Source organism: Streptococcus sp. AS14 (assembly GCF_000286495.1).
GTDB classification, from domain to species: Bacteria; Bacillota; Bacilli; order Lactobacillales; family Streptococcaceae; genus Streptococcus; species Streptococcus sanguinis_P.
Map to the genome: position 1 here is coordinate 159,636 of NZ_ALKI01000016.1, position 26,131 is coordinate 185,766.

Here is a 26,131-nt window from a genome sequence, read left to right on the forward strand (position 1 = left end):
ACTAGTGTATAAATGCACTAGTTTCTTTTTTGTACTTGTTCCGTGATTTTTCCTGGATTTTCTTTTGACGAAAATAGAAATTTATCGTACAATAGAAAGTAGCGAAAAATTGCAAGAGGGCGACAAGCCTTTACTTAATCTTAAAGGAGATCAACTTTGGAATTAGAAGTATTTGCTGGACAGGAAAAAAGTGAGCTTTCTATGATTGAAGTGGCGCGTGCCATTTTGGAAGCCCGCGGCCGCGATCATGAGATGTATTTTAATGATCTGGTCAATGAAATTCAAAACTATCTGGAAAAATCAAACAGTGAGATTCGTGATGCTCTGCCATTGTTCTACACAGAACTCAATGTAGACGGCAGCTTTATTCCGCTGGGGGATAATAAATGGGGCCTGCGTTCATGGTATGCTATCGACGAAGTGGATGAAGAAATCATTGCTTTGGAAGAGACTGATGAGGACGACGCACCTAAGAAACGCAAGAAGAAACGCGTCAATGCCTTTATGGATGGCGACGAGGATGCCATTGACTACAGCGATGACGATCCAGAAGATGAGGACGGCTACGAAGCAGATCCAGCTCTCTCATACGATGAGGAAAATCCAGACGATGAGAAGAATGAAGTGGAAGCTTACGATGCTGAAATCAACGAAATCGCTCCAGATGATCTAGGTGAAGAAGTCGAACTCAACGAAGAAGATGACGACTACTCTGACGAAGACACGGAGACCGAAGAGGAAGAATAAATCAACCAAAAGAAGCAAGGGACGAAATCCTTTGTTTCTTTTAATATTCCTTGAAATATAAGTTCGGAAGGTGTAGAATACTAATAAAATTTAACAAAGAAAAGATGGAGGTATGCTGCTATGAAATTTGTCATTGATAAGAGTCTGAGTGATTTAGGCATTAAGAGTGTCGTTATCGGGATTGCCAAGAATGTCAATCCTCATGCAAAACTGTCTTCCTCATTTCTAAAAAAGAAAAAGGAAATGGAAGACTGGGCTCTGGCATGCGACTTGGATGAGGTGCTTGAGTCGCCAGTGGTTCAAGGTTATATAGAAATACTGCAGCGCGTAGGTCGCAGTGTCAAGAAAAATCCTCCGACGGTTCCCGCGCTGATTCGCAATATCCAGCACCGAGGCTCGCTCCCTCATATTAATAGCATTATTGATATTTATAATGTCGAAGCCCTGCATTCCCTACTGGCTATTGGAGGGCATGATTTTGATAAGATTGAAGATCAGATAGAATTCACCGTAAGCCAAAAGGAAGATGTTTTTCTGCCTATTTTGTCCAAGGAGAAGCATGTTGCCAAGACGGACTATGTCTATCGGGATGCCAAAGGCATTTTGGCTTGGCTGGATGTTCGTGACAGCGAGTATTATAAGTTTGATGAGGAGACCAAGGATGCTATTTTCATCATTCAGGGGAATGCCAATACCTCTGTCGAAATGCGTCTGGAAGCCTTGGAGCGAATCCGACACGATTTAGCAGAGTGCATGCCTGATGTAGAATTCGAAACACATGTTATTAGTATTGAGGAAAATTAAATGGAAGAGGCTTTCCGATTTTTATAGACTATCAGCTTCCTGTTTTTAGGGAGCTTTTTTGCATGCTTTTGATTTCTTTTGTCAGAGTCATAGTTGAAAAAATGAGAAAGGTGGGAATTGATTATAGTTTGCTTTTCTGAAAATAGGAGACATTACTCAATAAAAAATGGTATAATAAACAAAGAAAAGGAGTGTGCCATGACAGAAGCGCTATTAGAAGCTAAATCAATCAGTAAAAAATATGAGGACAGGTATGTCCTGCAGAATACGGACCTAAAAATTGATCATCAGCAGTTTGTAGCAATCTTGGGTCACAGCGGCTCAGGAAAGTCAACTATGCTTAATATCTTATCGTCTTTACTGAAACCAAGTTCTGGACAGGTCTTATACAAAGGAAAGGAGATAGGTCAGCTGAGCAAATCGGCAGTGGCTAAGTTTAGGAGAGAAGACATTGGTTTGGTCTTTCAGCACTATATGTTAATTCCTAATCTAACAGTGGAGGAGAATATTCAGCTGGGCAGCAAGTATGCCGCAGAGACAGCGGACCTAGAAGAATTGGCTTCGCTACTGGGAATTGAGAAACTTTTGAACAAATATCCTCATCAGCTGTCGGGCGGTGAGCAACAGAGGGTCTGCATTGCCAGAGCTGTGATCAAGAAACCGGCTGTCTTATTCTGTGACGAGGCGACGGGTGCTCTGGACAGCGAAAATAGTAAGAACATTATTGTTTTATTGCATGCTATCAAGCAAACCTACGGGACCAGTATCCTTTTTACGACACATAATCGAGAAATTGCCAGAACAGCTGACCGAATACTGATCTTAGAAGATGGCCGTATTGTTAGGGACGACATGAATATGGAGAAGCTGTCACCGAATCAAATGAGTTGGGAGATTTAATATGGGGTTGCTATTTAAATATCTATCCAGAGACTTTTTTGCTAAGAGGACAATGGTGTCCATTCTATCTCTGATTTTAATATTCATTTCCTTTATGTACTTCTTCGTTCATTTCGCGATTGATGCCAATTTACTTCGTTTAGGTGGAGAGCAATTATCAGGCAATGAGTCAGATTATCTTACAGCATTGAAAAGCAATCAGGTCTTGATTCGAAACATTACTGTCGCCATGGTAGCCATTTTCTCCCTCATTTTATCCTTATTCATCAGAGGGACGCTCCAAAGAAATCGAGTGCAGCTAGCCCAGCTGATGTCCCTTGGCTTTTCTTTCTCCAGTGTGCTAGCAAGCTATGCGCTATTAATCAGCGGTTTATCCTTGCTCAGTTCCTTGCTTGGCTTAGTCTTGGGCTTCTGGGGGTCTGACATCCTCCTTTCTGCTAATAGCCAGACCTATCTCGTACAAGGATTGAGTAAAGGACTTTCTCTGCAGTCGGTTATGACGGGAACCCTCTTCCTAAGTCTTTTCCTAGGAGCTCTTACTTATTTGGCAGGACTGACGGTGAGAAAAACAGATCTGGCTTTAATGATGAAACAGACAGACGGGAAAAGCATCCGTCCCGGTTTGATAGAGAAGTTGATTCAAAAGCTGCCGATGAAGCATAAATTCAAATTTAAGCTAACTCTAAATCATTTTAGCACCTTAGGTCTCTTGTTGATTGCTATCGTTACATTTAGCATCATGTTTGTCTTAAGCTTGTCTCTTACTTTTAGCTCCTCTAAAATCCTTGAATCTCAGAAGGTCGGCCGGCACTATTCTTATGATATCAGCTATGATAACTACCGAAAGGAGGAGGCTGAGTCAGCTTCAGATTCTGTAACCTATCTGAGATACGATGTTGATTTAATGATAAAAGGCGAAACTATAGCCTATCAGGCGCTTTCATTTACCAGTCAAAATGACTTATTTCAGCTGATTGACAGTAAGGGAGAAATTCTAGATCCCACACAAGGTGTCTTTGTAAACCCTGAATTGCGGGAGAATTACGGTCTTAAAGTTGGGGATACTCTAGAGTTAAGAGTAAAGGGAAAGCGGCATCAGATAAAGATAGCTGGATTTGCGGAGAATGCTGATTTAAAGACGATATATATTCCAAGAGGCCAAGCATCCGCTATGGTAAATGAAGCTGACGATCGTTTTAATGGCAGATTGACCAATAACGCTCAAGAAAAAGGTCAGGGAAAAACTCGCTCCCTAGAGGAAAAATTATCAGCGATTCAAAGAAGTCAAACTTCCAACAAAGCAAGCGCTATTATCAACCAAAGTATCGGTGTTATAACAGGCTGTTTATTGATTTACCTAGCGGTGTTTATTGGCTTGAATGGTAATATGAAGACTCTATTGATGTTTGATTTACTAGGATATGAGGAGAGAGAGGTTTATCGTATCCTGCTTAACCCCTACATTGTGATTAGCAATCTACTTTTCTTGCTCACTCTGCCTGTGGCCGTCTATGCTGCAAGGAATATCCAGATTATGACTTCTCTTCAGACAGGGGACTATATGCCATTCCAGATCAACTGGATTACTTTCGTTTATATGTTTGTTATCTTGAATGCCTTATGTTTTATCATTAGATTTTTATTTATTCGAAAGGTTAAAAAAATCAGGGAGGATAATCGGCAGGAAGAATTCTTATCAGAATGGTGAGAAACGGCATGAAGATTTTTAAGATAAGAAGTCGGACATCTTGAAAGGAATCCGACACGATTTAGCAGAGTCCATGCCTGATGTAGAATTTGAAATACATGTTATTAGTATTGGTGAGAATGAATGAAAACCGAATGAAAACATTTGACAATTTTTTAGGTTTGCGATATCATACTGTTCGGGCACCTCTTTTAGAGGTCAGAGCTTCCTGTTTTCAGGGAGCTATTTTTCTTTTTCAGACAGAATATGGGAAATCCTCCTCTAGATAAGTTTCCAGCAACGACGTGGTTGCTGAAATGAATTGTTTTATGAAAAGGAGCACGTATGTCAACTAAATATATTTTTGTCACTGGCGGTGTAGTTTCTTCTATCGGGAAAGGGATTGTGGCAGCTAGCTTGGGTCGGCTTTTGAAGAACCGAGGCCTCAAGGTTACGATTCAGAAATTTGACCCCTATATCAACATTGATCCTGGCACCATGAGCCCTTATCAGCATGGGGAGGTGTTTGTGACAGATGATGGAGCTGAGACGGATCTGGATCTGGGGCACTATGAGCGTTTTATTGACATTAATCTCAATAAATACTCCAATGTCACCACTGGTAAGATCTATAGCGAAGTCCTACGCAAGGAGCGTAAAGGCGAGTATCTGGGGGCGACGGTCCAAGTCATTCCGCATATTACGGATGCTCTCAAGGACAAGATCAAGCGGGCAGCACGGACGACGGACTCGGATGTGATTATCACAGAGGTCGGTGGTACAGTGGGGGATATCGAGTCTCTTCCTTTCTTAGAAGCTTTGCGCCAGATGAAGGCTGACGTCGGAGCAGACAATGTCATGTATATCCATACAACTCTCCTGCCCTATCTCAAGGCAGCCGGTGAAATGAAGACCAAACCGACTCAACATTCTGTCAAAGAGCTGCGAGGTCTGGGGATTCAGCCAAATATGTTGGTCATTCGGACTGAGCAAACAGTTGGACAAAACATCAAAAACAAACTGGCTCAATTCTGTGATGTAGCGCCTGATGCGGTCATTGAGTCGCTGGATGTAGAGCATCTTTACCAAATTCCTCTTAATTTGCAGGCCCAAAAGATGGACCAAATCGTCTGCGACCATCTGAAACTGGATGTACCGGTAGCGGATATGACAGAGTGGTCAGCTATGGTTGAGAAAGTGATGAGTCTGGAAAAGCAGGTTCATATTGCTCTGGTCGGTAAGTATGTTGAGTTGCCAGATGCCTATATTTCAGTTGTCGAAGCGCTGAAGCATGCCGGCTATGCCAATGATGCGGAGGTTAAGATTGACTGGATTGATGCGAATCAGGTAACTGCCCAAAACGCAGCAGAGCTTCTTGGAAGTGCGGATGGGATTATCGTTCCGGGTGGTTTTGGTCAGAGAGGAACTGAGGGTAAGATTCAGGCAATCCGCTATGCGCGTGAGCAGGATGTGCCTATGTTGGGGATTTGCTTGGGCATGCAGCTAACCTGTGTCGAATTCGCCCGTCACGTCCTGGGATTGGCAGATGCTAACTCAGCGGAGCTCAATCCAGACACAGCATTTCCGATTATTGATCTCATGCGTGATCAGATTGATGTCGAAGACTTGGGTGGGACGCTGAGACTGGGGCTCTATCCTTCTAAGCTTAAGCGTGGCTCTAAGGCAGCAGCAGCTTATGACCATCAAGAAGTCGTGCAGCGGCGTCACCGTCATCGCTATGAGTTTAACAATGCTTTCCGCGAGCAGTTTGAGGCGGCCGGATTTGTATTTTCGGGAGTTTCACCAGACAATCGCTTGGTCGAAATAGTGGAAATCCCAGAAAACAAATTCTTCGTTGCTTGTCAGTATCACCCAGAGCTTTCCAGCCGACCGAACCGACCTGAAGGTCTTTATACGGCATTTATCACAGCAGCGGTAGAAAAGAGCCAGGAGAGATAGACTTGCTTTTTCTAGGATAAGCGATTTTTCTAGAGAAATGTTATAATGAAAAACAAAAGGAGGGAAGAAGATGTTTTTGAATATTTTAGCTAGTATTCGTACTAATAATTTTCAAGATGAGCATTGTATAGAAAAAATCCAAGCTCTCTGGCAGGAACAAGAGGGAGCTGTGAAAGAAGCTTTTTCTGAAGGGGAACCGGTCTATGCTGTCTATCATGACTATGCCAGTGATTACAAAGGAGACTACAGTCTCTCTATTTGCCGTTTGACAGATGGGGAAGTCTATGATTTTGACACATCCGAGCAGAACTATCAAGTGTTTGAAGCAGATAAGGAGGATCCTCAAGCGGTTCTTCATGCTTGGCAGAGGATTTGGCAGGCAGAAGAAACAGATGAGCTTCATCGGAGCTACACTTTTGACTTCGAAAAATACGATCCCGACCAAACGGTTGCTGTCTTTGTTGCGACTCAGCAGCACTGAGTTTTCTGTGTTCCTGCCTTAGCTTCATTTTCGTTTAAATTTCCCAGTCTTGCTGATTGAGTAGAAAGTTGATTTTTTCAAATAAACTAAAAAATATTCTTGACAAGCCTTAGCTGTCCTGTTATACTAGTAAGGTACTCAATCGCGGGGATGGCGGAATTGGCAGACGCGCAGGACTAAGGATCCTGTGACCGCTTTAGGTCGTGAGGGTTCAAGTCCCTCTCTCCGCATCAAGTAAGCTGACTTCGGTCAGCTTTTTCTTTTTGCAATAGATACGCTTAAAAAGGTTGAGTGTCTCCCTGTAATTCTTTAAAATTTCAGGAAAAACTAGCAATTTTAGTGAAAAAGTGATAAAATAAACAATGTAAGTGGTTTAACCACAAAAAATAAGAGGAGGCCTGATAAGAATGGCAATCGTTTCAGCAGAAAAATTTGTCCAAGCAGCTCGTGACAATGGTTACGCAGTTGGTGGATTCAACACAAACAACCTTGAGTGGACTCAAGCTATCCTGCGTGCGGCAGAAGCTAAGAAAGCACCAGTGCTTATCCAAACTTCAATGGGTGCTGCTAAATACATGGGTGGCTACAAAGTTGCTCGTAACTTGATCGCTAACCTTGTAGAATCAATGGGCATCACTGTACCAGTTGCGATTCACTTGGACCATGGTCACTACGAAGATGCACTTGAGTGTATCGAAGTTGGTTACACTTCTATCATGTTTGATGGTTCACACCTTCCAGTAGAAGAAAACCTTAAATTGGCTAAAGATGTTGTTGAAAAAGCACACGCTAAAGGTATCTCAGTAGAAGCTGAAGTTGGTACTATCGGTGGTGAAGAAGACGGTATCATCGGTAAAGGTGAATTGGCTCCAATCGAAGACGCTAAAGCAATGGTTGAAACTGGAATCGACTTCTTGGCAGCAGGTATCGGTAACATCCACGGCCCATACCCAGCAAACTGGGAAGGTCTTGACCTTGACCACTTGAAGAAATTGACAGAAGCTCTTCCAGGTTTCCCAATCGTATTGCACGGTGGTTCAGGTATTCCTGATGACCAAATCCAAGCAGCTATTAAACTTGGTGTTGCGAAAGTTAACGTTAACACTGAATGCCAAATCGCATTCGCTAACGCAACTCGTGCATTCGCTCGCGACTACGAAGCAAACGAAGCAGAATACGACAAGAAGAAACTCTTCGACCCACGTAAATTCTTGGCTGACGGTGTAAAAGCTATCCAAGCATCAGTTGAAGAACGTATCGACGTATTCGGTTCAGAAGGTAAAGCATAGGAAGCTTGATATATTTTTAAAAAAGTTTATCCGAAAGGATAAGCTTTTTTTGTATTATGACAATTGGACAAATAAAGAACAAATAATATTTTTCTTACAATCTAATAAAAAAATCTTGACAGACTAGATGATGAGGAGTAAAATATTAACCAGTTAATTAACTAGTTAATTAGTTTAGTAAGTTGTTAAAAATTGGGTTTCTTCTATATTTTATAGAAAAAATATTTAGATGATTTCTTTGGGGGTATATTATGAGTTAATTGTAAATTGTGATAGGTTTTAGCGAATTCTATGTAATCAAAAAAGAAAGTGATATTCAATGGAAAAAAATAAGAAATACTTAACAGGAATTGTTGTCATTGCTACTGTGGGTCTTTTTGCTCATCAGTTAGGTTATTATCAGGCAAACAGTTCGATTAAAAAATCCAATCGAGTTAGCTATATTGATGGTAAGCAAGGTGTTGAAAAGTCTGAGGAGTTAACGCCTGACGAAGTAAGCAAAAAAGAGGGGATTAACGCGGAGCAGATTGTTATCAAAATTACTGATCAGGGTTATGTCACTTCTCATGGCGATCACTATCATTATTATAATGGGAAAGTTCCATATGATGCTATTTTCAGCGAAGATCTTTTGATGAAAGATCCCAACTATCAACTTAGGACTGAGGATATTGTCAATGAAGTCAAGGGTGGATATGTTATCAAGGTTAATGGACAATATTATGTTTATCTGAAAGATATAGCTCGTGCGGATAATATTCGCAGTAAGGAAGAGATTAATCGTCAAAAACAGGAACATGGTCATAATGTTACGAAAATAAGCAATGAAGTAGCAACAGCTAGAGCTCAAGGCCGTTACACAACAGATGATGGCTATGTTTTTAATGCTTCAGACATTATTGAGGATACGGGAGAAGCGTATATTGTACCTCATGGTGATCATTTTCACTATATCCCAAAAAGTGATTTGTCGCCTAGTGAGCTAGCTGCAGCTCAAGCTTACCTATCAGGTAGAGGAAAAGTAGCTAGTACTGTAGTCAGCCCTTCGTATAATAATGGAAACGGTGGCTGGATACAGACACAACCTACTTTTACTCAAATTTCAAACAACTATCAACCGAGTCAAGGAGAAGATGTTAAGAGTCTCCTTCAGCAACTTTATAATCTTCCACTTAGTCAGCGTCATGTTGAATCAGATGGCTTGATCTTTGATCCAGCACAAATTACTAGTCGAACCCAAAATGGAGTAGCAGTGCCGCATGGTAATCATTATCACTTTATTCCTTATACACAAATGTCAGCATTGGAAGAAAAGCTTGCTCGGACAATTCCTCTTATAAGTCAGCCTAATAAACCTATGTTAGGATTGACACCTTATAGACCTATACCAACTCCATCTCAACCAGCTTTAAAACCGATTCTTCCTCCAAAGTTAAATTTGGAACATGCGGATTCATTGGATAAGGATTTAATCCAGCAGGTCGTTAGGAAAATAGCTGACGGTTATGTGCTAGAGGATAAAGGAGTGTCCCGCTATCTTTTAGCTAAAGACTTGCCTAAAGAGATTATTACAGCGATTGAAAATAAATTGGCGAAGCAGAAAAGCATATCTCATGTCCTGCAAGCTAAGAAAGAATCAGTTGAACCGAAAAATCAAGAATTTTACGATAAAGTATATGGTCTTCTGACTCAGGCCCATCAGCAATTGCTAGAAAATAAGGGACGTTTGTCAGATTTTCAAGCCTTGGATGATTTAGTGAAGCGTTTGAATGATGAAACAAGTGATAAGGTGCAATTAATTGATGACTTATTAGCATTTCTTGCGCCTATCAATCATCCAGAACGTCTAGGCAAAGCAAATTCACAGATTGAGTATACTGAAACCGAAGTTCGGGTAGCCCAGCTGGCTGACAAATATACGACATCTGATGGATATATCTTTGATGCCCGGGATATTATCAGCGACGAAGGAGATGCTTATGTAACCCCTCATATGGGACACAGTCACTGGATAGGAAAAGATAGTCTTTCGGCTAAAGAAAAAGCAGCTGCTCAGGCGTATACTAAAGAAAAAGGTCTGCTTCCACCTGCACCAACAGATGATTCCAAAGCCAATCCAAGTGGAGAAAGTGCGGCTGCTATCTACGAACGTGTTCAAGGAGAGAAACGGATACCACTCGTTCGTCTGCCTTACAATGTTGAGCATACTGTAGCAGTAAAAAATGGTAATCTGATTATCCCTCATAAGGATCACTACCACAACATCAAATTTGCTTGGTTCGATGATAAGACTTACCGAGCTCCTAATGGCTATACATTAGAGGATTTATTTGCAACTATCAAGTATTATGTTGAACATCCAGATGAACGACCACAGTCTAGCGATGGATGGGGGAATGCAAGTGATCATGTTTTAGGTAAAAAAGATGACAAGGAGGATGCTGTTAGCCCAGAGAAACCTCAAGAAGAAGTTGAAGAGGAAACACCAACTGAGCCAGAAGTACCTCAAGTTGAAACTGCTAAAGTAGAAGCTAAGTTGCAAGAGGCGGAAGACTTACTTGAAAAGACGAAGGATCCAAGTTTGAAATCCAATGCAACTGAGACCTTAACAGGATTGCGAAATAATCTTAATTTAGGGACTATGGATAATAATAACATCATGGCAGAAGTAGAAAAATTGCTAGCCTTGCTGCAATCTGCTTCTTCAGCTTCTGTGTCAATTACAGAAGTAACTGATTAGCTGAGGTGAAGGAGTATTGTATGAAAAAAAGAACTGCAGTATTACTAATGCTGAGTATACTAGCTCTGATGCTGGGGGCGTGTACTCAAAAGGAAGATCCGCAAGCTAAAGGTTTGAAGATTGTGACCAGTTTTTATCCGGTTTATGCCATGGTCAAGGAAGTATCTGGTGATTTGAATGATGTTCGCATGATTCAATCTAGTACAGGGATCCATTCATTTGAACCATCGGCTAATGATGTAGCTGCTATCTATGATGCGGATGTTTTTGTCTATCATTCACATACCTTAGAGTCGTGGGCGGGGAGCTTGGATCCAAATTTGCAAAAATCTAAGGTGAAAGTACTTGAAGCTTCCGAAGGAATGCCCCTGGAACGTGTACCGGGTTTGGAAGACGTGGAAGCTGGCGAAGGAATCGATGAAAAAACTCTTTATGATCCTCATACATGGCTAGATCCTGAAAAAGCTGGTGAAGAAGCACAGATTATTGCAGATAAGCTGTCTGAACTCGATAAAGAACACAAGGAAATATATCAAAAAAATGCTAAGAATTTCATTACTAAAGCTCAAGAATTGACCCAAAAATACCAGCCAATCTTTGATAAGGCTAAGCAAAAGACTTTCGTCACTCAACATACTGCGTTCTCGTATTTAGCAAAGCGGTTTGGTTTGCAGCAGCTAGGTATTGCAGGGGTTTCTCCTGAACAAGAGCCAAATGCAAGGCAGCTTACTGAAATTCAAGAATTTGTGAAAACCTATAAAGTTAAAACGATTTTTACCGAAAGCAATGCATCGTCGAAAGTGGCAGAAACGCTCGTCAAGTCAACGGGAGTCAGACTGAAAACTCTCAATCCTTTAGAAGCCGATCCCAAAAATGATAAAAACTACCTAGAGAATCTAGAAGAAAACATGAGTATCTTGGCTAAAGAATTGAAATGAGAAGTTAATGCTTAATCTAGCTGAAGACTACAAAACAGAAACCTGCCCATAAGGGTAGGTTTTTTGGTTTGTGATAAAATATAATAATTATTTTTGAATTTCCTATGTTCGTTTGGAAGTAAAAGTGGTAGTATAGTGAGGAGATAAGATTCTATTTTCCTGAGTTAGGTAGGGAAATGGTTTGTAACATGAATTAATGATGGGATGTTGAGAAACGTATGGCAATGATAGAAGTAGAGCATCTTCAGAAAAATTTTGTAAAAACAGTTAAGGAACCAGGTTTGAAAGGAGCTTTGCGCTCCTTTATTCATCCTGAAAAGCAGACCTTTGAAGCGGTCAAGGATTTAACCTTTGAGGTTCCAAAAGGGCAGATTTTAGGCTTTATCGGGGCCAACGGTGCTGGGAAGTCGACAACCATCAAAATGCTGACAGGAATTCTGAAACCGACATCTGGTTTTTGTCGAATCAACGGCAAAATTCCGCAGGATAATCGTCAAGACTATGTCAAGGATATTGGAGTGGTCTTCGGACAACGAACCCAGCTATGGTGGGATTTGGCACTGCAAGAGACCTATACAGTCTTGAAGGAAATTTATGATGTGCCAGACTCGCTTTTCCATAAGCGCATGGACTTTTTGAATGAAGTCTTGGATTTGAAGGAATTTATCAAAGATCCCGTGCGGACTCTTTCACTTGGTCAACGGATGCGGGCGGACATTGCGGCTTCCTTACTTCATAATCCCAAGGTTCTCTTTTTAGATGAACCAACCATTGGGTTGGACGTTTCGGTCAAGGACAATATTCGTCGGGCTATCACCCAGATTAATCAGGAGGAAGAAACAACCATTCTCTTGACCACTCATGACCTGAGCGACATTGAGCAACTCTGTGATCGGATTTTTATGATTGACAAGGGGCAGGAGATTTTTGATGGAACGGTTAACCAGCTCAAGGAAACCTTTGGCAAGATGAAGACTCTCTCCTTTGAACTACTACCAGGTCAAAGTCACCTCGTTTCTCACTATGAAGATTTTTCGGATATGACCATTGATAGACAAGGAAACAGTCTCAATATTGAATTCGATAGTTCCCGCTACCAGTCGGCTGATATTATCAAGCAAACCCTGTCTGATTTTGAAATCCGTGATTTGAAGATGGTGGATACGGATATTGAGGATATTATCCGTCGCTTCTACCGAAAGGAGCTCTAAGATGGTCAAATTGTGGAGACGTTATAAACCCTTTATCAATGCAGGGATTCAGGAATTAATCACCTATCGAGTCAACTTTCTTCTTTATCGGATTGGTGATGTCATGGGGGCTTTTGTTGCTTTTTATCTTTGGAAGGCAGTCTTTGATTCGTCGCAGGAGTCTTTGATTCAAGGCTTCAGTATGGCAGATATCACCCTCTACATCATCATGAGTTTTGTGACTAATCTTTTGACTAGGTCTGATAGTTCTTTTATGATTGGAGAGGAGGTCAAGGACGGATCGATTATCATGCGCTTGCTGAGACCGGTGCATTTTGCGGCCTCCTATCTCTTCACCGAGCTTGGTTCCAAGTGGTTGATTTTTGTCAGCGTCGGACTTCCTTTCTTAAGTGTGATTGTTTTGATGAAAATCTTATCTGGACAAGGCATTTTAGAAGTGCTGGGATTAACTGTCATTTATCTCTTTAGCTTAACGCTAGCCTATCTGATCAACTTTTTCTTTAATATCTGCTTTGGATTTTCAGCCTTTGTGTTTAAAAATCTATGGGGCTCTAATCTGCTCAAGAATTCTCTGATTTCCTTTATGTCGGGAAGTTTGATTCCCTTGGCTTTCTTTCCTAAGATTGTTTCAAATGTTCTGTCCTTTTTGCCTTTTTCATCCTTGATTTATACTCCAGTCATGATCATTGTTGGGAAATACGATACCAGTCAGATTCTTCAGGCTCTTTCCTTGCAGTTGTTTTGGCTTTTAGTGATGGTAGGCTTGTCTCAGTTGATTTGGAAAAGAGTCCAGTCGTTTATCACCATTCAAGGAGGTTAGTATGAAAAAATATCAGCGCATGCATCTGATTTTTATCAGACAATACATCAAGCAAATCATGGAATATAAGGTTGATTTTGTGGTTGGTGTTTTAGGTGTCTTCCTGACCCAAGGCTTGAACCTCTTGTTTCTCAATGTCATCTTTCAACACATCCCCTCGCTAGAAGGCTGGACCTTTCAAGAGATTGCCTTTATCTATGGTTTTTCCTTGATTCCCAAGGGACTGGACCATCTCTTTTTTGACAATCTCTGGGCACTGGGGCAACGATTGGTGAGAAAGGGAGAGTTTGACAAGTATCTGACTCGTCCTATCAATCCTCTCTTTCACATCCTAGTCGAGACTTTTCAGATTGATGCCTTGGGTGAGCTCTTGGTCGGTGGAATTTTACTAGCGACAACGTTCTCTAGCATTACTTGGACTATTCCCAAGTTCTTGCTTTTCCTAGTCTGCATTCCTTTTGCGACCCTGATTTATACTTCTTTGAAAATCGCGACAGCCAGTATCGCTTTTTGGACCAAGCAGTCAGGTGCTATGATTTACATTTTCTATATGTTTAATGATTTTGCCAAGTACCCGATTTCCATTTACAATTCGCTCCTTCGTTGGTTGATTAGTTTTATCGTTCCTTTTGCTTTTACAGCCTACTATCCTGCTAGCTATTTCTTGCAGGACAAAAATGGGCTCTTTAACATTGGTGGTTTGATTCTGATTTCCCTTGTTTTCTTTTTCATTTCGCTCAAACTCTGGGATAGGGGATTGGATGCCTACGAAAGTGCGGGTTCGTAAGATGGAAAATATGTTTAGTCCTAAAGCTTAAAACATGAAAGGATTTAAAGATGGTAGCGATTGAAGAAGTGAAGGAAGAAAAACAAAAGATGATAGCAGTCAGTGAAGTTTTAAAGGATCTACCAGAATGGTTTGGAATACCTGAAAGTACACAAGCTTACATTGAAGGAGCTAGGGATTTACAAGTTTGGGTTGCTTATCAGGAGAGTAAATTGGCTGGCTTTGTAAGCTTATCTTATTCTAGTGAAGATTGTGCAGAGATTGACTGCTTAGCTGTTAAGAAATTCTATCATAGAGCGGGAATTGGTAGTCAACTTCTAGAAGTTTTAGAAAAATCTGCTCGTCAAAAAGCATCCTATCTGCAAGTAAAAACGGTAGCACCAGGTTATTATCCTACCTATGACAGAACTAACGCTTTTTATCAGGCTCAGGGCTTTAAAAAGTTAGAAATTTTTCCTGAACTTTGGGATAAAAGCAACCCTTGTTTGATTTGGGTTAAGAAATTGTGAAATTCTAACTTGACAAAAAAACTCAAGATGCTAAAATAAAGGGGAAAAGACGCCGATTTAGCTCAGTTGGTAGAGCAACGCACTCGTAACGCGTAGGTCACAGGTTCGATCCCTGCAATCGGCAGAAAGAAAACCAGCAACTTTTTCATGGGTTGCTGGTTTTGTTTATCTAATTCTTATAAAGAAGTAAGAAAAGTTAGACCGCCTAATATCACTCCTGCCGCATTGGGAATGATAAGGATCCAGTCTTTTTTAGGTTCTTTGGTCCAACCATAGATTACCCAAATTAAACAAGAAACTGCTGCGAATAGTGGTTGGAATGGTTGAGCTTTTTCTCCTTGCAAGTTAGCGATAATTTGTGGAATATATGCAATAAAGACAAGAATCCCAATAAAAGCTCCAATAGATCCGACAAAGCGATTAATTTTTTGTTTAGACATATAGTACCTCCTGAGGTACTATTATATCAGAAGGAAAAAAGTTTTCAAATTTGTTTGATCATAAAATAAGACAGATATTCAATATGTGTAAGTCGTGCTTTTATACTAAACGAATCTATTGGAGAGTCTAGGATGAGAAATCAAATTTGCTTAACATTTTTTGAGAAGGGTAAGCTACCACTTAGTTATCAAAAATAACCACTTACTGAAAATGCCTTGTTTCTTTTTTGAAAATTGTTATAATGAAGTCAGAAGCAAGGAAAGGAGTGGCTATGAAGATTAGGATTGAGCTTGATACAGATATGGCAGAAACTGAAGTCGTTATCCGAACGGCTCAATATGGTGAAGAGGTGGCTCGGATTCAAGCAGCTCTTGAACAAGCCAACCGTCAACCGATAGCTTTCTATAAGGATACAAGTGAATATTTTGTCGATTTGAAGAATATTTTATTTTTTGAAACGGATGCTACCAAAATTTATGCTCATAGCAGGGATGATGCTTATGAAGTCAAATTGAAGCTATACGAATTAGAAGAGAGACTTCCGGCATATTTCTGTCGGATTTCAAAGTCCACTATTGCCAATATCAAGGCTATCTATGCTTTGGACAAGTCCTTTTCAGGAACAAGTACCGTCCAGTTTTACAATACCCATAAACAGGTGCATGTGTCTAGGCATTATTATCAGTTAGTAAAAGAAAAGTTAAGTGAAGTGAGGTAATTATCATGAAAAAAACAATTTTTGGAATCGGCTTTCTAGTCTTGGCAGCTTGGGTCCTGTTGCAGGGGAATTTTGGAATTCCTGCCTTCAATTTTAATATTTGGCCCATGCTAGTTGTTGCAATGTTCGCCTATTTTGCCTTGGAAAATTTCTTGGAAAGAGACTTTGGCACTGGGCTGATCATGGCAGTTATTGCGCTGATTATTGCCAATGCCGTTTACCACTTTTTAGCTATTTCAACAGGAACTTTGGTTTTGGGTGGTATTCTGGCTTGTATTGGTCTCAATATGATTTTCAAGCCCCAGCGAATTTTTAAGGGGCGTATCTTCTCGGCTGCCTCTTCTTCCTCAAAAGATGATATTGCTTTTGGCAGTGGCACGCGCTATATCAACTCAGATAACTTCACCTATGAAAAGTTAGACTGTGCTTTTGGCAGTGCATCGGTTTATTTTGATAATGCGACTATCGAAGGAGACTCAGCAACTTTTGAAGTGGATCTGTCTTTTGGCAGTGTGATGCTTTATGTGCCCAGTGACTGGCGTGTAGAGCTGGATGTAGATAATGCCTTTGGCTCTGTCTACAATCCTCGTAATGTCAATGAAAAGAGAAAAACTCTCTATGTCAAAGGCAACGTAGCTTTCGGTTCTTTGAAGATTAGCTATGTTTAAGAAAACGGATTAATTTCGAAAGTTTGGACAAATGTACTTGTCAAACGTCAAGTTTTTTGGTAATATAGGAAAGTATGTGGTGCTAGCACATCCGTAATATTAGATCTAATAGGAGGAAATACGATAATGGCTAAAGTATGTTACTTTACTGGTCGTAAGACTGTATCAGGAAACAACCGCTCTCACGCGATGAACCAAACAAAACGCGCTGTTAAACCAAATCTTCAAAAAGTTACTGTTTTGATTGACGGTAAACCTAAAAAAGTTTGGGCTTCAGCTCGTGCCCTTAAATCAGGTAAAGTTGAACGCGTTTAATCTTTATTTAAAAAGGATGGAATTTTCCGTCCTTTTTTTGCTTTGAAATTTCCGCCTAGACAGTTGATTTAGACCCTTCCTCTTTTACACCCTGTATAAAATATGGTAGAATAAACTATAAAATACTTTTGAGGTACAAATTATGACTGTGAAAATTAATACAAAAGATGGTCAAATTGAGCTGACTGATGATGTGATTGCGACAATCGTCGGCGGTGCAGCGACTGAAATTTTTGGTGTAGTTGGCATGGCCAGCAAAAATGCAATCAAGGATAATTTTCAAGCCCTTTTAGGAAAAGAAAACTATGCTAAGGGCGTGGTTGTGAAAGCGACTGATGAAGGTGATATCGCAGTTGATGTCTACACTGTGTTAAGCTATGGAGTCAAAATCAGCGAAGTTTCCAAAAACATCCAAGAGCGTGTTAAATTCAGTTTGGAAAACAAGCTCGGAATTACTGCCCATGCAGTGAATGTTTATATCCAAAATATTAAAGTCGTAGGAGAATAATCGTGGCAAATATTACTACTAGTTTATTCCAAGAAATGGTGCAGGCAGCATCTACTCGCTTAAATAAACAGGCTGAATATGTAAACTCTTTGAATGTCTTCCCGGTTCCAGATGGCGATACAGGGACCAATATGGGCATGACTATTGAAAATGGCGCCAAGGAAGTGGCAGACAAGTCTGCTTCAACAGTTGGCGAAGCAGCAGGTATCTTTGCGAAAGGCCTTTTGATGGGCGCGCGTGGTAACTCAGGAGTTATCACTTCCCAGCTTTTCCGCGGTTTTTCTCAAAGTGTGAAAGAGCATGAAGAGCTGACTGGTGAAGATCTAGCTCAGGCCTTTCAGTCTGGTGTAGAAGTGGCTTACAAGGCAGTTATGAAGCCGGTTGAGGGAACGATTTTGACTGTTTCCCGCGGTGCGGCTATCGGTGCCAAGAAAAAAGCTGAAGTCACTAATGACGCTGTAGAAGTTATGAAAGCAGCTCTTGAAGGAGCAAAGGCTGCTCTGGCTAAGACACCTGATATGCTGCCGGTTCTGAAAGAAGTCGGTGTTGTGGACTCTGGCGGTCAAGGGCTGGTCTTTATCTACGAAGGCTTCTTGTCTGCTCTTACAGGCGAATACATCGCTTCTGAGGACTTTGTGGCGACACCTGCGACCATGTCTGAGATGATCAATGCTGAGCATCATAAGTCTGTAGCTGGCCATGTGGCGACAGAAGACATCACTTTCGGCTACTGTACAGAAATCATGGTGGCTCTTAAAACAGGACCAACCTATGTAAAAGATTTTGATTATGATGAGTTCCGCAACTACCTCAACGATTTGGGAGATTCCCTGTTGGTAGTCAACGATGACGAAATCGTCAAAGTCCATGTCCATACTGAAGATCCAGGACTGGTTATGCAGGAAGGTCTCAAGTATGGTAGTTTGGTCAAGGTCAAGGTTGACAATATGCGCAACCAGCACGAAGCGCAGGTTGAAAAGGAAGAGCGCTCAGCTAAGCCGGCTCAAGAAAAAGAGTTTGCGATTATCGCTGTAGTGGCTGGTGATGGTCTGGCTGAAATCTTTAAGGCTCAGGGAGTTGACTACATCATCTCTGGCGGGCAAACTATGAACCCATCAACGGAAGACTTTATCAAAGCTGTGGAGCAAGTCAATGCTCGCAATATTATTATCTTGCCAAACAATAAAAACATCTTCATGGCAGCCCAATCAGCAGCCGAAGTGATTGAACAGCCTGCAGCTGTTATTGAGACTCGTACGATTCCTCAAGGCTTGACCAGTCTCCTGGCTTTTGATGGCGGCAAGACTATTGAGGAAAACCAAGAGCGTATGACTGCAGCCTTGGCAGAAGTAGTCAGCGGCAGCGTGACGACTGCGGTTCGTGATACGACGATTGATGGCTTGGAAATTCATGAAAATGACAACCTCGGTATGGTGGATGGTAAGATTGTTGTTTCTAATCCAGATATGCTGGCAACTTTGAAAGAAACGTTCAGCAAGATGCTCAATGAAGACAGCGAGATTGTCTCTATCTATATCGGTGAAGACGGCAGCGAAGAATTGGCTAGCAGTCTTGCTCAAGATTTGATGGAACAATTCGAGGATGTCGAAGTAGAAATTCATCAGGGCAGTCAGCCGGTTTATCCATATATTTTTAGTGTTGAATAGTATAAAAAGGCAATCGAAAGGTTGCCTTTTGTCATTTTGTAGAAAATACTTAGACAAGAAACTGGTATTATGTTATACTGTAACAAATAAAAAGTAAAAAAAGGTGAACTATGAAAAAATTTTTCATTCTTGTTATTTCTGCTTCGGTACTCTTGACGGGCTGTGTGTTTCCTAACTTCAGCAAGCATCGTCCTAGACATTCTTCTGAATCAGCAGCTTCTTCTAGGCGGACTAAATCCAGCTCTAGCTCCAGCTCTAGCAAGTCATCCAGTTCTTCTTCTGAAAGTACAGAGATTGTCTCTAAAACTTTAGTCGGAGACATTGAAGAAATCCATCATCGTGATACAATTACCTATCAGGGCAAGAAAATCTTGAATCTTCGGATGGAATTGCTCACTTCCTTGCCAGAAGAAGCTAGTGCGGCATCAGCTACTTTGACTCCAGAGGAAATGACGACTATCATTCGTGAAGGAATGCAGTCTGATTCAAACTATGTAGCAGCTAAGAGTTTGGAAGGTGTTAATATTGATTATTCAGTTACAGCGGATAAAAAACTGCAGACCTTGATTGAAATTGATTTGCAAAAGGTCAATGTCGAAGAGGTGGAAAAGAACAGTTTCTTCCAAGGCTTTGGACTAAAGGACATTAAGGATATTACACCTGAGATGTTCATTCTGAGTCTGAAGCTCAATGGTCTCAAAGAAGAGGTACAGAGCTAAATTTTAAAAAGCGTTGGTCACCTCATCTTACAAATTGAGTAGCTAGTCTATTGAAAAATTTTTTAGATTAGGCTGCTTTAATTCCAGCTTCTATCTAAATTGCAACAGACATACAATTAGTCGGCGCCTCTCAACGAGGGGGACCGGCTTTTTTGTGTCTTCATGCAGAAGGGATATAATCAGATTATTCAAGTATTTGCTAGCTTTGTGCTCTAAAAGCAGAATAGTGACATTTGTCATGTCAGCTGGTGACAAAATCAACTAGTAGGAAAAATTTCTTTGCCTTATAATATAGTTAACAACATGATAAAAGGTTGCTGTAAGAATTAAAAAAGCATTTGGCTTTCGTTCTTCTTTCGCCTTTGGAAAAATAAAGGAAAGATGCACATACGGTTTATCAAATCAAAGGAGGAGTAAAATGGAACTGATTGAAGTAAAGAAGCTTTCAAAAAGCATTCATGGTAAGGAGATTTTAAAGGATATTTCGTTTGAAATCTCCCAAGGTGATTGTGTGGCCTTGATTGGTCCCAACGGAGCAGGTAAAACGACTCTCATGGATTGTTTGCTGGGCGATAAGTTTCTGACAGCAGGTGAAGCAAGGATTCAGGGACTAAAGCCAACTGATAATCATCTCAAGCAGTCGGTAGCGATTTTACCACAGGAAAATACAGTGGTGGAGGATTTGAAGGTCAAGGAACTCTTGGCGTTCTTCCAAGCTATTTATCCAAATAGTCTGTCCAATCAAGAAATTGATGACTTGCTGCAATTTACAGATAAGCAAAAGAATCAGTTGGCCAGTAAGCTGTCTGGTGGACAAAAACGTCTCTTCTCTTTTGTTCTGAGTCTGATTGGCCGTCCTAAGATTCTGTTCTTGGACGAACCGACTTCAGCTATGGACACTTCCACTCGTCAGCATTTCTGGGAAATTGTTAATCAGCTCAAGCAGCAGGGAGTGACCATCGTTTATTCCTCTCACTATATCGAAGAAGTCGAGCATACGGCAGATCGGATTTTGGTGCTGCACAAGGGCGAGTTGATTCGGGACACGACGCCTTATGCCATGCGCAGTGAGGAGCAGGAAAAACACTTTACCTTGCCGCTGACTTATCAGTCTGTGCTGGAAAAGCTGGATAATGTGACTGATATAGAAATCAAGCAAAAGGCTTTATCTTTTGCTACTAGAGAAGCTGGTCAAGTCTGGCAGGTTCTTCAGGAAAACGGCTGTACAATCGAAGAGATTGAAGTACGTAACCGTACCCTCTTGGATAGTATTTTTGAAACGACACAAGAATAGGAGAGTAATCATGAAAAATATGGCAAGTCTTATGAAGATTGAGTTGATTTTAATGAAGCGGCAGGCTGCTTATTATCTCTTGTCTATTGGTCTGCCCAGCGTCTTTTACCTGATTTTCTCAGGAATGATGTCTGGAAGTGATACGTCTGAACTTGTGCTTCGAGGCTACCTCTTCTCTATGACTCTTTTTAGTATCATGTCTAGTGCCTTCTTTAGCATTCCAAGCACTTTGCAGTCTGATAAAAATAATAACTGGCAAAAAATGATTCAGCACTCGCCGATTTCTATGGTAAAATATTATATATCAAAACTTTGCAGTACGCTGTTGACTTTTATGCTTTCTATTATCGTAGTCTTCTCGATTGGGCATTTTGTTCGCGGGGTTAATCTGCCAATGGTGGACTGGTTTCTTATTGCCTTGATCCTTCTGGTTGGAAGTGTGGTCTTTATTGCCATGGGTGTATTGGTCAGCCTCTTGCCAAGTGCTCAACTCATGTCTGTAGTGGGTAATATTGTCTATATGGCACTGGCTGTTCTGGGCGGTCTATGGTTCCCTCTGACTATGTTTCCAAAATGGCTCCAGCCAATCGGTAAGCTGACGCCTAGTTATCAACTGATGCAGGTTGTGTCTTCTTATCTAGAACACCATCAGTTTAATGGCAAGGCAGCTTTGATTGTTCTGATTTATACGGTTTTGGTCAGCATTCTTGTGCTGCAGCTCAAAAAGCGAATTGAGGTAAAATAAAAGCATGTGGGAAAAACTTAAACAAGTCCACTATATGTTTCATATTGCGCTGGTCTTTATCATCTTTCCAGTGGCGGGAGTAATCAGCGGGGAATACCCGCTTTTCCTCTTGCTCTGGACAGCTATTTTTGTTGTGGCTTACTATGCGGTTTTGCTAAGTAACCATCGCCTTATTCAATTTTTTTCTTGGTGTTTTTTGGTTGCTTACATATACTATGGTTCGGTCTGGTTAAATACAGGATTTACCTGGTATATTTTTTATCTATCTAATCTGCTGATTTATGAGCTGGATGATGTCTCGTTTAAATCTTGGCGTTTTTGGACCTTTATTGATTTGCAGCCTGCTATTGTGCTGACTAATTATTTGATGGGTAATGTTGGTCCAGCAGAACTACTCTTCTTTATTGTCACTTTTCTCTTTTCGGATGGTTTGACTTTTGGTCTCCATCGAATTCAAACGACCGAGCGAATCAAGGAAGAAAAGACCAAACAAAATGCCCAGCTGAATCTCTTTCTAGCAGAAAATGAGCGCAATCGGATTGGCCGAGACTTACATGATAGTCTAGGGCATACCTTTGCTATGCTCAGTGTTAAAGCGGAGCTGGCTCAGCAGTTTTTGCAGATGGAAGCTTACGACAAGGCAGCAAAAGAACTGCAGGAAGTGCAAGAGATCAGCAAGAAGTCCATGGCTGATGTTCGGCGAATTATTAACGATCTAAAGAATCGGACGCTGGACGAGGAACTAGTGACTATTCGAGCCATGCTGGAGATGAGCGGTGTTCAGGTCGAGATAGATAACCAGCTCAATGTTGCCAGTATCCCACCGAGTCAGCAGTCAACGATTAGTATGATCTTACTGGAGGCGGCGACCAATATCATCAAGCATGCCAAGGCTAAAAAGAGTAATTTTTCTTTGGTAAAGAAAAACGAAAAGCTTGTTTTAGACATTCAGGATGATGGTTGTGGTTTTCAGAAGCTGACCGGACGGGAGTTGCATAGTATTCGAGAGCGGCTGTCTGCCTTATCAGGAAAGCTTGAGATTCTTAGCAGCCAAGATCCAACATGGATTCGGATTGAATTGCCATACGGAGGGAAGGAAGCATGAAACTTTTGTTAGCAGAAGATCAAAGTATGCTGAGAGATGCTCTAGCTCAACTCTTGCAGCTGCAGCCAGATGTCAAAGAAGTCTATCAGGCCGCAGATGGGCAGAAGGCTATTGACTGTCTCAAGTCAGAAACTCTTGATGTAGCTATTTTGGACGTGGAAATGCCCCACCAGACCGGCCTAGATGTTCTCGAATGGGTCAAGGCCAATCGACCCAATATCAAGGTCATCATTGTCACAACCTTCAAACGGCCGGGCTACTTTGAGCGAGCTGTTAAGGCGGATGTAGATGCTTATGTGCTCAAAGAGCGCAGCATTGCAGATTTGATGAAGACCATCCACACTGTTCTAGATGGGCAAAAGGAATATTCACCAGAATTGATGGAGGCACTGATGACCAGTAGGAATCCTCTCTCTCAGCAGGAGAGGCTAGTCCTGCAAGCTGCGGCGACTGGCCTGTCCAATAAAGAAATTGCTGAAAAACTCTACCTGTCAAATGGAACGGTTCGTAACTATATGTCTGCTATTTTGACCAAGCTAAATGCTGAAAATCGAACAGAAGCCGTCCGAATCGGGCAAGAGAAAGGCTGGTTATAGCTGGAAGATTCAGCTTCGTAGAAAAGGTAGAATAAGGTAGTTTTTAGCTAAAGTGAACATTTGTGTGAAGAACATTCCAATGAAGTGTCGGAACTATAAATATAGTTCTGACTTTTTATCTTTTATTAGAAAAAACATTCGGATTTAGAGAAAAAATCAAGAAAAAAATTAACTAGCGGCTTGCAATTTTTTTCAAAAATGTTATCATAGTAGAAAGCTTTTTGAATTTTTAGAAAATTGTAAATAAATGAAAGGGGAAGAATGGAGAAAATCAAATTAGAAACTTCTAAGACAGGTTCAGAGCTTGTTTTGGAAACCTTGAAAAATCTTGGTGTTGATACGATTTTTGGCTATCCCGGCGGCGCTGTACTGCCGCTTTATGATGCTATTTATAGTTTTGAAGGCATCCGTCATATTCTAGGCCGCCATGAGCAAGGCTGTGTTCACGAAGCAGAAGGTTATGCTAAGTCTACTGGGAAAATCGGAGTTGCAGTTGTGACCAGCGGTCCGGGAGCGACTAATGCCATTACCGGCATTGCTGATGCCATGAGTGATAGCGTCCCCCTTTTAGTCTTTACTGGTCAGGTAGCCAAGGCCGGAATCGGTAAAGATGCGTTTCAGGAAGCGGATATTGTTGGGATTACGACTCCTATTACCAAGTACAATTATCAGGTTCGGGAGACGGCTGAAATTCCGCGTATTATTACAGAAGCTATTCACATTGCGACGACAGGTCGTCCTGGGCCAGTCGTTATTGATTTGCCTAAAGATGTCTCAGCTCTGGAAACAGACTTTATCTACGATAGCAAGTTGCATCTGCCGAGTTACCAGCCGACTATTGAGCCCAATGAATTGCAGATTAAGAAGATTATCAAGCAGATTTCTAAGGCTAAAAAGCCGGTCCTTCTTTCAGGAGGCGGTATTAGTTATGCCGAGGCAGCAGAGGAATTGGTTGCTTTTGCGGAGCGGTATCAGATTCCAGTAGTCACTACCTTGTTGGGTCAGGGGACTATTGCGACAGACCATCCTTTGTTTTTAGGTATGGGTGGGATGCACGGTTCTTTTGCGGCCAATATTGCCATGACTGAGGCCGACTTTATGATTAGTATCGGCTGCCGCTTTGATGACCGTCTGACTGGTAATCCGAAAACTTTTGCCAAGAACGCTAAAGTAGCACATATTGATATCGATCCAGCGGAAATTGGAAAGATTATCAGTGTAGACATTCCTATCGTGGGGGATGCTAAGAAAGCCCTGCAGATGCTGTTGAATGAAGAGCAGGTGCATAACAATACCAGTAAGTGGATTGAAAAAGTAACGCAGGATAAGGAGCGGGTCCGCTCATATGATAAGAAAGAACGTGTCGTACAGCCTCAGGCTGTCATTGAGCGCGTAGGTGAGTTGACCAAGGGTGATGCCATCGTTGTAACAGACGTCGGTCAGCACCAAATGTGGGCCGCCCAATATTATCCGTATAAAAACGAGCGTCAACTGGTAACATCTGGCGGTCTGGGAACCATGGGCTTTGGTGTGCCTGCAGCGATTGGAGCTAAAATTGCCAATCCGGATAAGGAAGTAGTGCTCTTTGTCGGAGACGGTGGCTATCAGATGACGAACCAAGAGATGGCTATTCTCAATATCTATAAGATTCCGATTAAGGTCATCATGCTTAACAATCATTCGTTAGGCATGGTGCGCCAGTGGCAGGAAGCTTTCTATGATGGTCGTACCTCTGAGTCAGTCTTTGAAACTTTGCCAGATTTCCAGCTCATGGCTCAGGCCTATGGTGTTAAATCCTATAAATTTGACGATCCGGAGACTATTGTCCAGGATTTGGAAGTGCTGAAGGAAGATATACCAATGTTTATCGAGGTGGATATCTCTCGCAAGGAGCACGTTCTTCCAATGGTGCCGGCCGGCAAGAGCAATCATGAGATGTTGGGGGTGAAGTTCCATGCGTAGAATGTTGACAGCTAAACTCCAAAACCGTTCGGGTGTTCTAAACCGCTTCACGGGTGTCCTTTCCAGACGTCAGGTTAATATCGAGAGTATCTCAGTCGGAACGACGGAAAATCCAGAAGTATCCCGTATCACCATTATCATTGATGTGGCTTCGTTGGCAGAGGTTGAGCAGATTATCAAGCAGCTGAACCGTCAGATTGATGTGATTCGGGTTCGAGATATCACGGACCGTCCTCACTTGGAGCGTGAAGTGATTCTGGTTAAGGTCTCGGCTCCAGCTGATAAGCGGGCAGAGATTCTGTCTATTATCCAACCCTTCCGGGCGACAGTTGTAGATGTAGCACCTAGCTCCATTACCGTTCAGATGACTGGTGACGCGGAGAAGAGTGAGGCTCTGCTTCGGGTCATCCGCCCGTATGGTATCAAAAATATTGCTCGGACTGGAGCGACAGGCTTTACCCGAGATTAAATCAAACCTTTAATTTGTTAAAACCGCCTAATAGGCAATAAAAATAGAAAAG

General features: G+C 41.5%; 26 protein-coding genes and 2 tRNA genes. 27 read left to right on the forward strand and 1 reads right to left on the reverse strand.

Features of this window, described 5'->3' with window-relative positions; genetic code table 11:
* Positions 1 to 156 precede the first annotated feature (156 nt).
* From rpoE to HMPREF1150_RS03140, 15 genes are all read left to right on the forward strand, one after another.
* A complete protein-coding gene (rpoE, locus tag HMPREF1150_RS03210) occupies positions 157 to 747 on the forward strand; it encodes a DNA-directed RNA polymerase subunit delta (RefSeq protein ID WP_002898937.1) in 591 nt (196 codons plus the stop codon).
* Positions 748 to 867: 120 nt separating this feature from the next.
* A complete protein-coding gene (locus HMPREF1150_RS03205; protein ID WP_009660116.1) occupies positions 868 to 1,551 on the forward strand; it encodes a B3/4 domain-containing protein in 684 nt (227 codons plus the stop codon).
* Between the two features lie 198 nt (positions 1,552 to 1,749).
* Entirely contained in the window at positions 1,750 to 2,451 is a 702-nt protein-coding gene (locus HMPREF1150_RS03200) for an ABC transporter ATP-binding protein (RefSeq protein ID WP_002911738.1), read from the forward strand.
* A 1-nt stretch (position 2,452) separates the two neighbouring features.
* Positions 2,453 to 4,159, forward strand: a complete 1,707-nt coding sequence (locus tag HMPREF1150_RS03195; RefSeq protein WP_002911740.1) for an FtsX-like permease family protein — start codon at positions 2,453 to 2,455, stop codon at positions 4,157 to 4,159.
* A gap of 324 nt (positions 4,160 to 4,483) precedes the next feature.
* Positions 4,484 to 6,097 (forward strand): CTP synthase, encoded by a 1,614-nt coding sequence (locus HMPREF1150_RS03190; RefSeq protein WP_002911743.1) that lies wholly within the window; start codon positions 4,484 to 4,486, stop codon positions 6,095 to 6,097.
* Positions 6,098 to 6,167: 70 nt separating this feature from the next.
* Positions 6,168 to 6,578, forward strand: coding sequence for a GyrI-like domain-containing protein (locus HMPREF1150_RS03185; RefSeq protein ID WP_002911744.1), 411 nt, complete (start codon positions 6,168 to 6,170; stop codon positions 6,576 to 6,578).
* A gap of 144 nt (positions 6,579 to 6,722) precedes the next feature.
* Positions 6,723 to 6,808 (forward strand) — tRNA-Leu (locus tag HMPREF1150_RS03180).
* 177 nt (positions 6,809 to 6,985) lie between these two features.
* A complete protein-coding gene (locus tag HMPREF1150_RS03175) occupies positions 6,986 to 7,867 on the forward strand; it encodes a class II fructose-bisphosphate aldolase (RefSeq protein WP_002905307.1) in 882 nt (293 codons plus the stop codon).
* Positions 7,868 to 8,186: 319 nt separating this feature from the next.
* The gene (locus HMPREF1150_RS03170; protein ID WP_002911746.1) at positions 8,187 to 10,607 is read left to right on the forward strand and encodes a pneumococcal-type histidine triad protein; all 2,421 of its coding nucleotides are present in this window, start codon (positions 8,187 to 8,189) and stop codon (positions 10,605 to 10,607) included.
* A 20-nt stretch (positions 10,608 to 10,627) separates the two neighbouring features.
* Positions 10,628 to 11,545: a metal ABC transporter solute-binding protein, Zn/Mn family gene (locus HMPREF1150_RS03165; RefSeq protein ID WP_002911747.1), complete on the forward strand. Its 918-nt coding sequence runs from the start codon at positions 10,628 to 10,630 to the stop codon at positions 11,543 to 11,545.
* A 218-nt stretch (positions 11,546 to 11,763) separates the two neighbouring features.
* Positions 11,764 to 12,756: an ATP-binding cassette domain-containing protein gene (locus tag HMPREF1150_RS03160; RefSeq protein ID WP_009660027.1), complete on the forward strand. Its 993-nt coding sequence runs from the start codon at positions 11,764 to 11,766 to the stop codon at positions 12,754 to 12,756.
* Position 12,757: 1 nt separating this feature from the next.
* Positions 12,758 to 13,576 carry an ABC-2 family transporter protein gene (locus HMPREF1150_RS03155; RefSeq protein ID WP_009660115.1) on the forward strand — a complete coding sequence of 273 codons (819 nt, stop codon included), beginning with the start codon at positions 12,758 to 12,760 and terminating at the stop codon, positions 13,574 to 13,576.
* A gap of 1 nt (position 13,577) precedes the next feature.
* A complete protein-coding gene (locus HMPREF1150_RS03150; protein WP_002905302.1) occupies positions 13,578 to 14,363 on the forward strand; it encodes an ABC transporter permease in 786 nt (261 codons plus the stop codon).
* A 50-nt stretch (positions 14,364 to 14,413) separates the two neighbouring features.
* Positions 14,414 to 14,872: a GNAT family N-acetyltransferase gene (locus HMPREF1150_RS03145; protein ID WP_002902392.1), complete on the forward strand. Its 459-nt coding sequence runs from the start codon at positions 14,414 to 14,416 to the stop codon at positions 14,870 to 14,872.
* A 51-nt stretch (positions 14,873 to 14,923) separates the two neighbouring features.
* Positions 14,924 to 14,996, forward strand: a tRNA-Thr gene (locus tag HMPREF1150_RS03140).
* Positions 14,997 to 15,048: 52 nt separating this feature from the next.
* On the opposite strand, the gene HMPREF1150_RS03135 is transcribed toward HMPREF1150_RS03140, so the two are convergent.
* Positions 15,049 to 15,312 (reverse strand): SemiSWEET family transporter, encoded by a 264-nt coding sequence (locus HMPREF1150_RS03135; RefSeq protein ID WP_002902394.1) that lies wholly within the window; start codon positions 15,310 to 15,312, stop codon positions 15,049 to 15,051.
* A 272-nt stretch (positions 15,313 to 15,584) separates the two neighbouring features.
* On the opposite strand from HMPREF1150_RS03135, the gene HMPREF1150_RS03130 reads away from it, so the two are divergent.
* The 12 genes from HMPREF1150_RS03130 (at position 15,585) to ilvN (ending at position 26,079) form a co-directional block, all read left to right on the forward strand.
* The gene (locus HMPREF1150_RS03130; RefSeq protein WP_009660036.1) at positions 15,585 to 16,031 is read left to right on the forward strand and encodes a LytTR family DNA-binding domain-containing protein; all 447 of its coding nucleotides are present in this window, start codon (positions 15,585 to 15,587) and stop codon (positions 16,029 to 16,031) included.
* 5 nt (positions 16,032 to 16,036) lie between these two features.
* Complete coding sequence (locus HMPREF1150_RS03125; protein ID WP_002893677.1) at positions 16,037 to 16,699, forward strand: hypothetical protein; 663 nt, start codon at positions 16,037 to 16,039, stop codon at positions 16,697 to 16,699.
* A gap of 126 nt (positions 16,700 to 16,825) precedes the next feature.
* The gene (gene rpmB / locus HMPREF1150_RS03120) at positions 16,826 to 17,014 is read left to right on the forward strand and encodes a 50S ribosomal protein L28 (protein WP_001140948.1); all 189 of its coding nucleotides are present in this window, start codon (positions 16,826 to 16,828) and stop codon (positions 17,012 to 17,014) included.
* Between the two features lie 142 nt (positions 17,015 to 17,156).
* The gene (locus HMPREF1150_RS03115) at positions 17,157 to 17,522 is read left to right on the forward strand and encodes an Asp23/Gls24 family envelope stress response protein (protein ID WP_002893676.1); all 366 of its coding nucleotides are present in this window, start codon (positions 17,157 to 17,159) and stop codon (positions 17,520 to 17,522) included.
* Positions 17,523 to 17,524: 2 nt separating this feature from the next.
* Positions 17,525 to 19,189, forward strand: coding sequence for a DAK2 domain-containing protein (locus tag HMPREF1150_RS03110; protein ID WP_009660068.1), 1,665 nt, complete (start codon positions 17,525 to 17,527; stop codon positions 19,187 to 19,189).
* A gap of 110 nt (positions 19,190 to 19,299) precedes the next feature.
* Entirely contained in the window at positions 19,300 to 19,908 is a 609-nt protein-coding gene (locus HMPREF1150_RS03105) for an SP0191 family lipoprotein (RefSeq protein ID WP_009660098.1), read from the forward strand.
* Positions 19,909 to 20,326: 418 nt separating this feature from the next.
* Positions 20,327 to 21,202: an ABC transporter ATP-binding protein gene (locus tag HMPREF1150_RS03100; protein ID WP_009660034.1), complete on the forward strand. Its 876-nt coding sequence runs from the start codon at positions 20,327 to 20,329 to the stop codon at positions 21,200 to 21,202.
* A gap of 10 nt (positions 21,203 to 21,212) precedes the next feature.
* Positions 21,213 to 21,947: an ABC transporter permease gene (locus HMPREF1150_RS03095; protein WP_009660063.1), complete on the forward strand. Its 735-nt coding sequence runs from the start codon at positions 21,213 to 21,215 to the stop codon at positions 21,945 to 21,947.
* Between the two features lie 4 nt (positions 21,948 to 21,951).
* Complete coding sequence (locus tag HMPREF1150_RS03090) at positions 21,952 to 23,052, forward strand: sensor histidine kinase (RefSeq protein ID WP_009660117.1); 1,101 nt, start codon at positions 21,952 to 21,954, stop codon at positions 23,050 to 23,052.
* A complete protein-coding gene (locus tag HMPREF1150_RS03085; RefSeq protein WP_032905608.1) occupies positions 23,049 to 23,648 on the forward strand; it encodes a response regulator transcription factor in 600 nt (199 codons plus the stop codon). The genes HMPREF1150_RS03090 and HMPREF1150_RS03085 overlap by 4 nt, the downstream gene beginning before the upstream one ends.
* A gap of 261 nt (positions 23,649 to 23,909) precedes the next feature.
* Complete coding sequence (locus tag HMPREF1150_RS03080; protein WP_009660088.1) at positions 23,910 to 25,610, forward strand: acetolactate synthase large subunit; 1,701 nt, start codon at positions 23,910 to 23,912, stop codon at positions 25,608 to 25,610.
* Positions 25,603 to 26,079 carry an acetolactate synthase small subunit gene (gene ilvN / locus HMPREF1150_RS03075; protein WP_002898887.1) on the forward strand — a complete coding sequence of 159 codons (477 nt, stop codon included), beginning with the start codon at positions 25,603 to 25,605 and terminating at the stop codon, positions 26,077 to 26,079. Before HMPREF1150_RS03080 ends, ilvN begins: the two co-directional genes overlap by 8 nt.
* Positions 26,080 to 26,131: the final 52 nt, after the last annotated feature.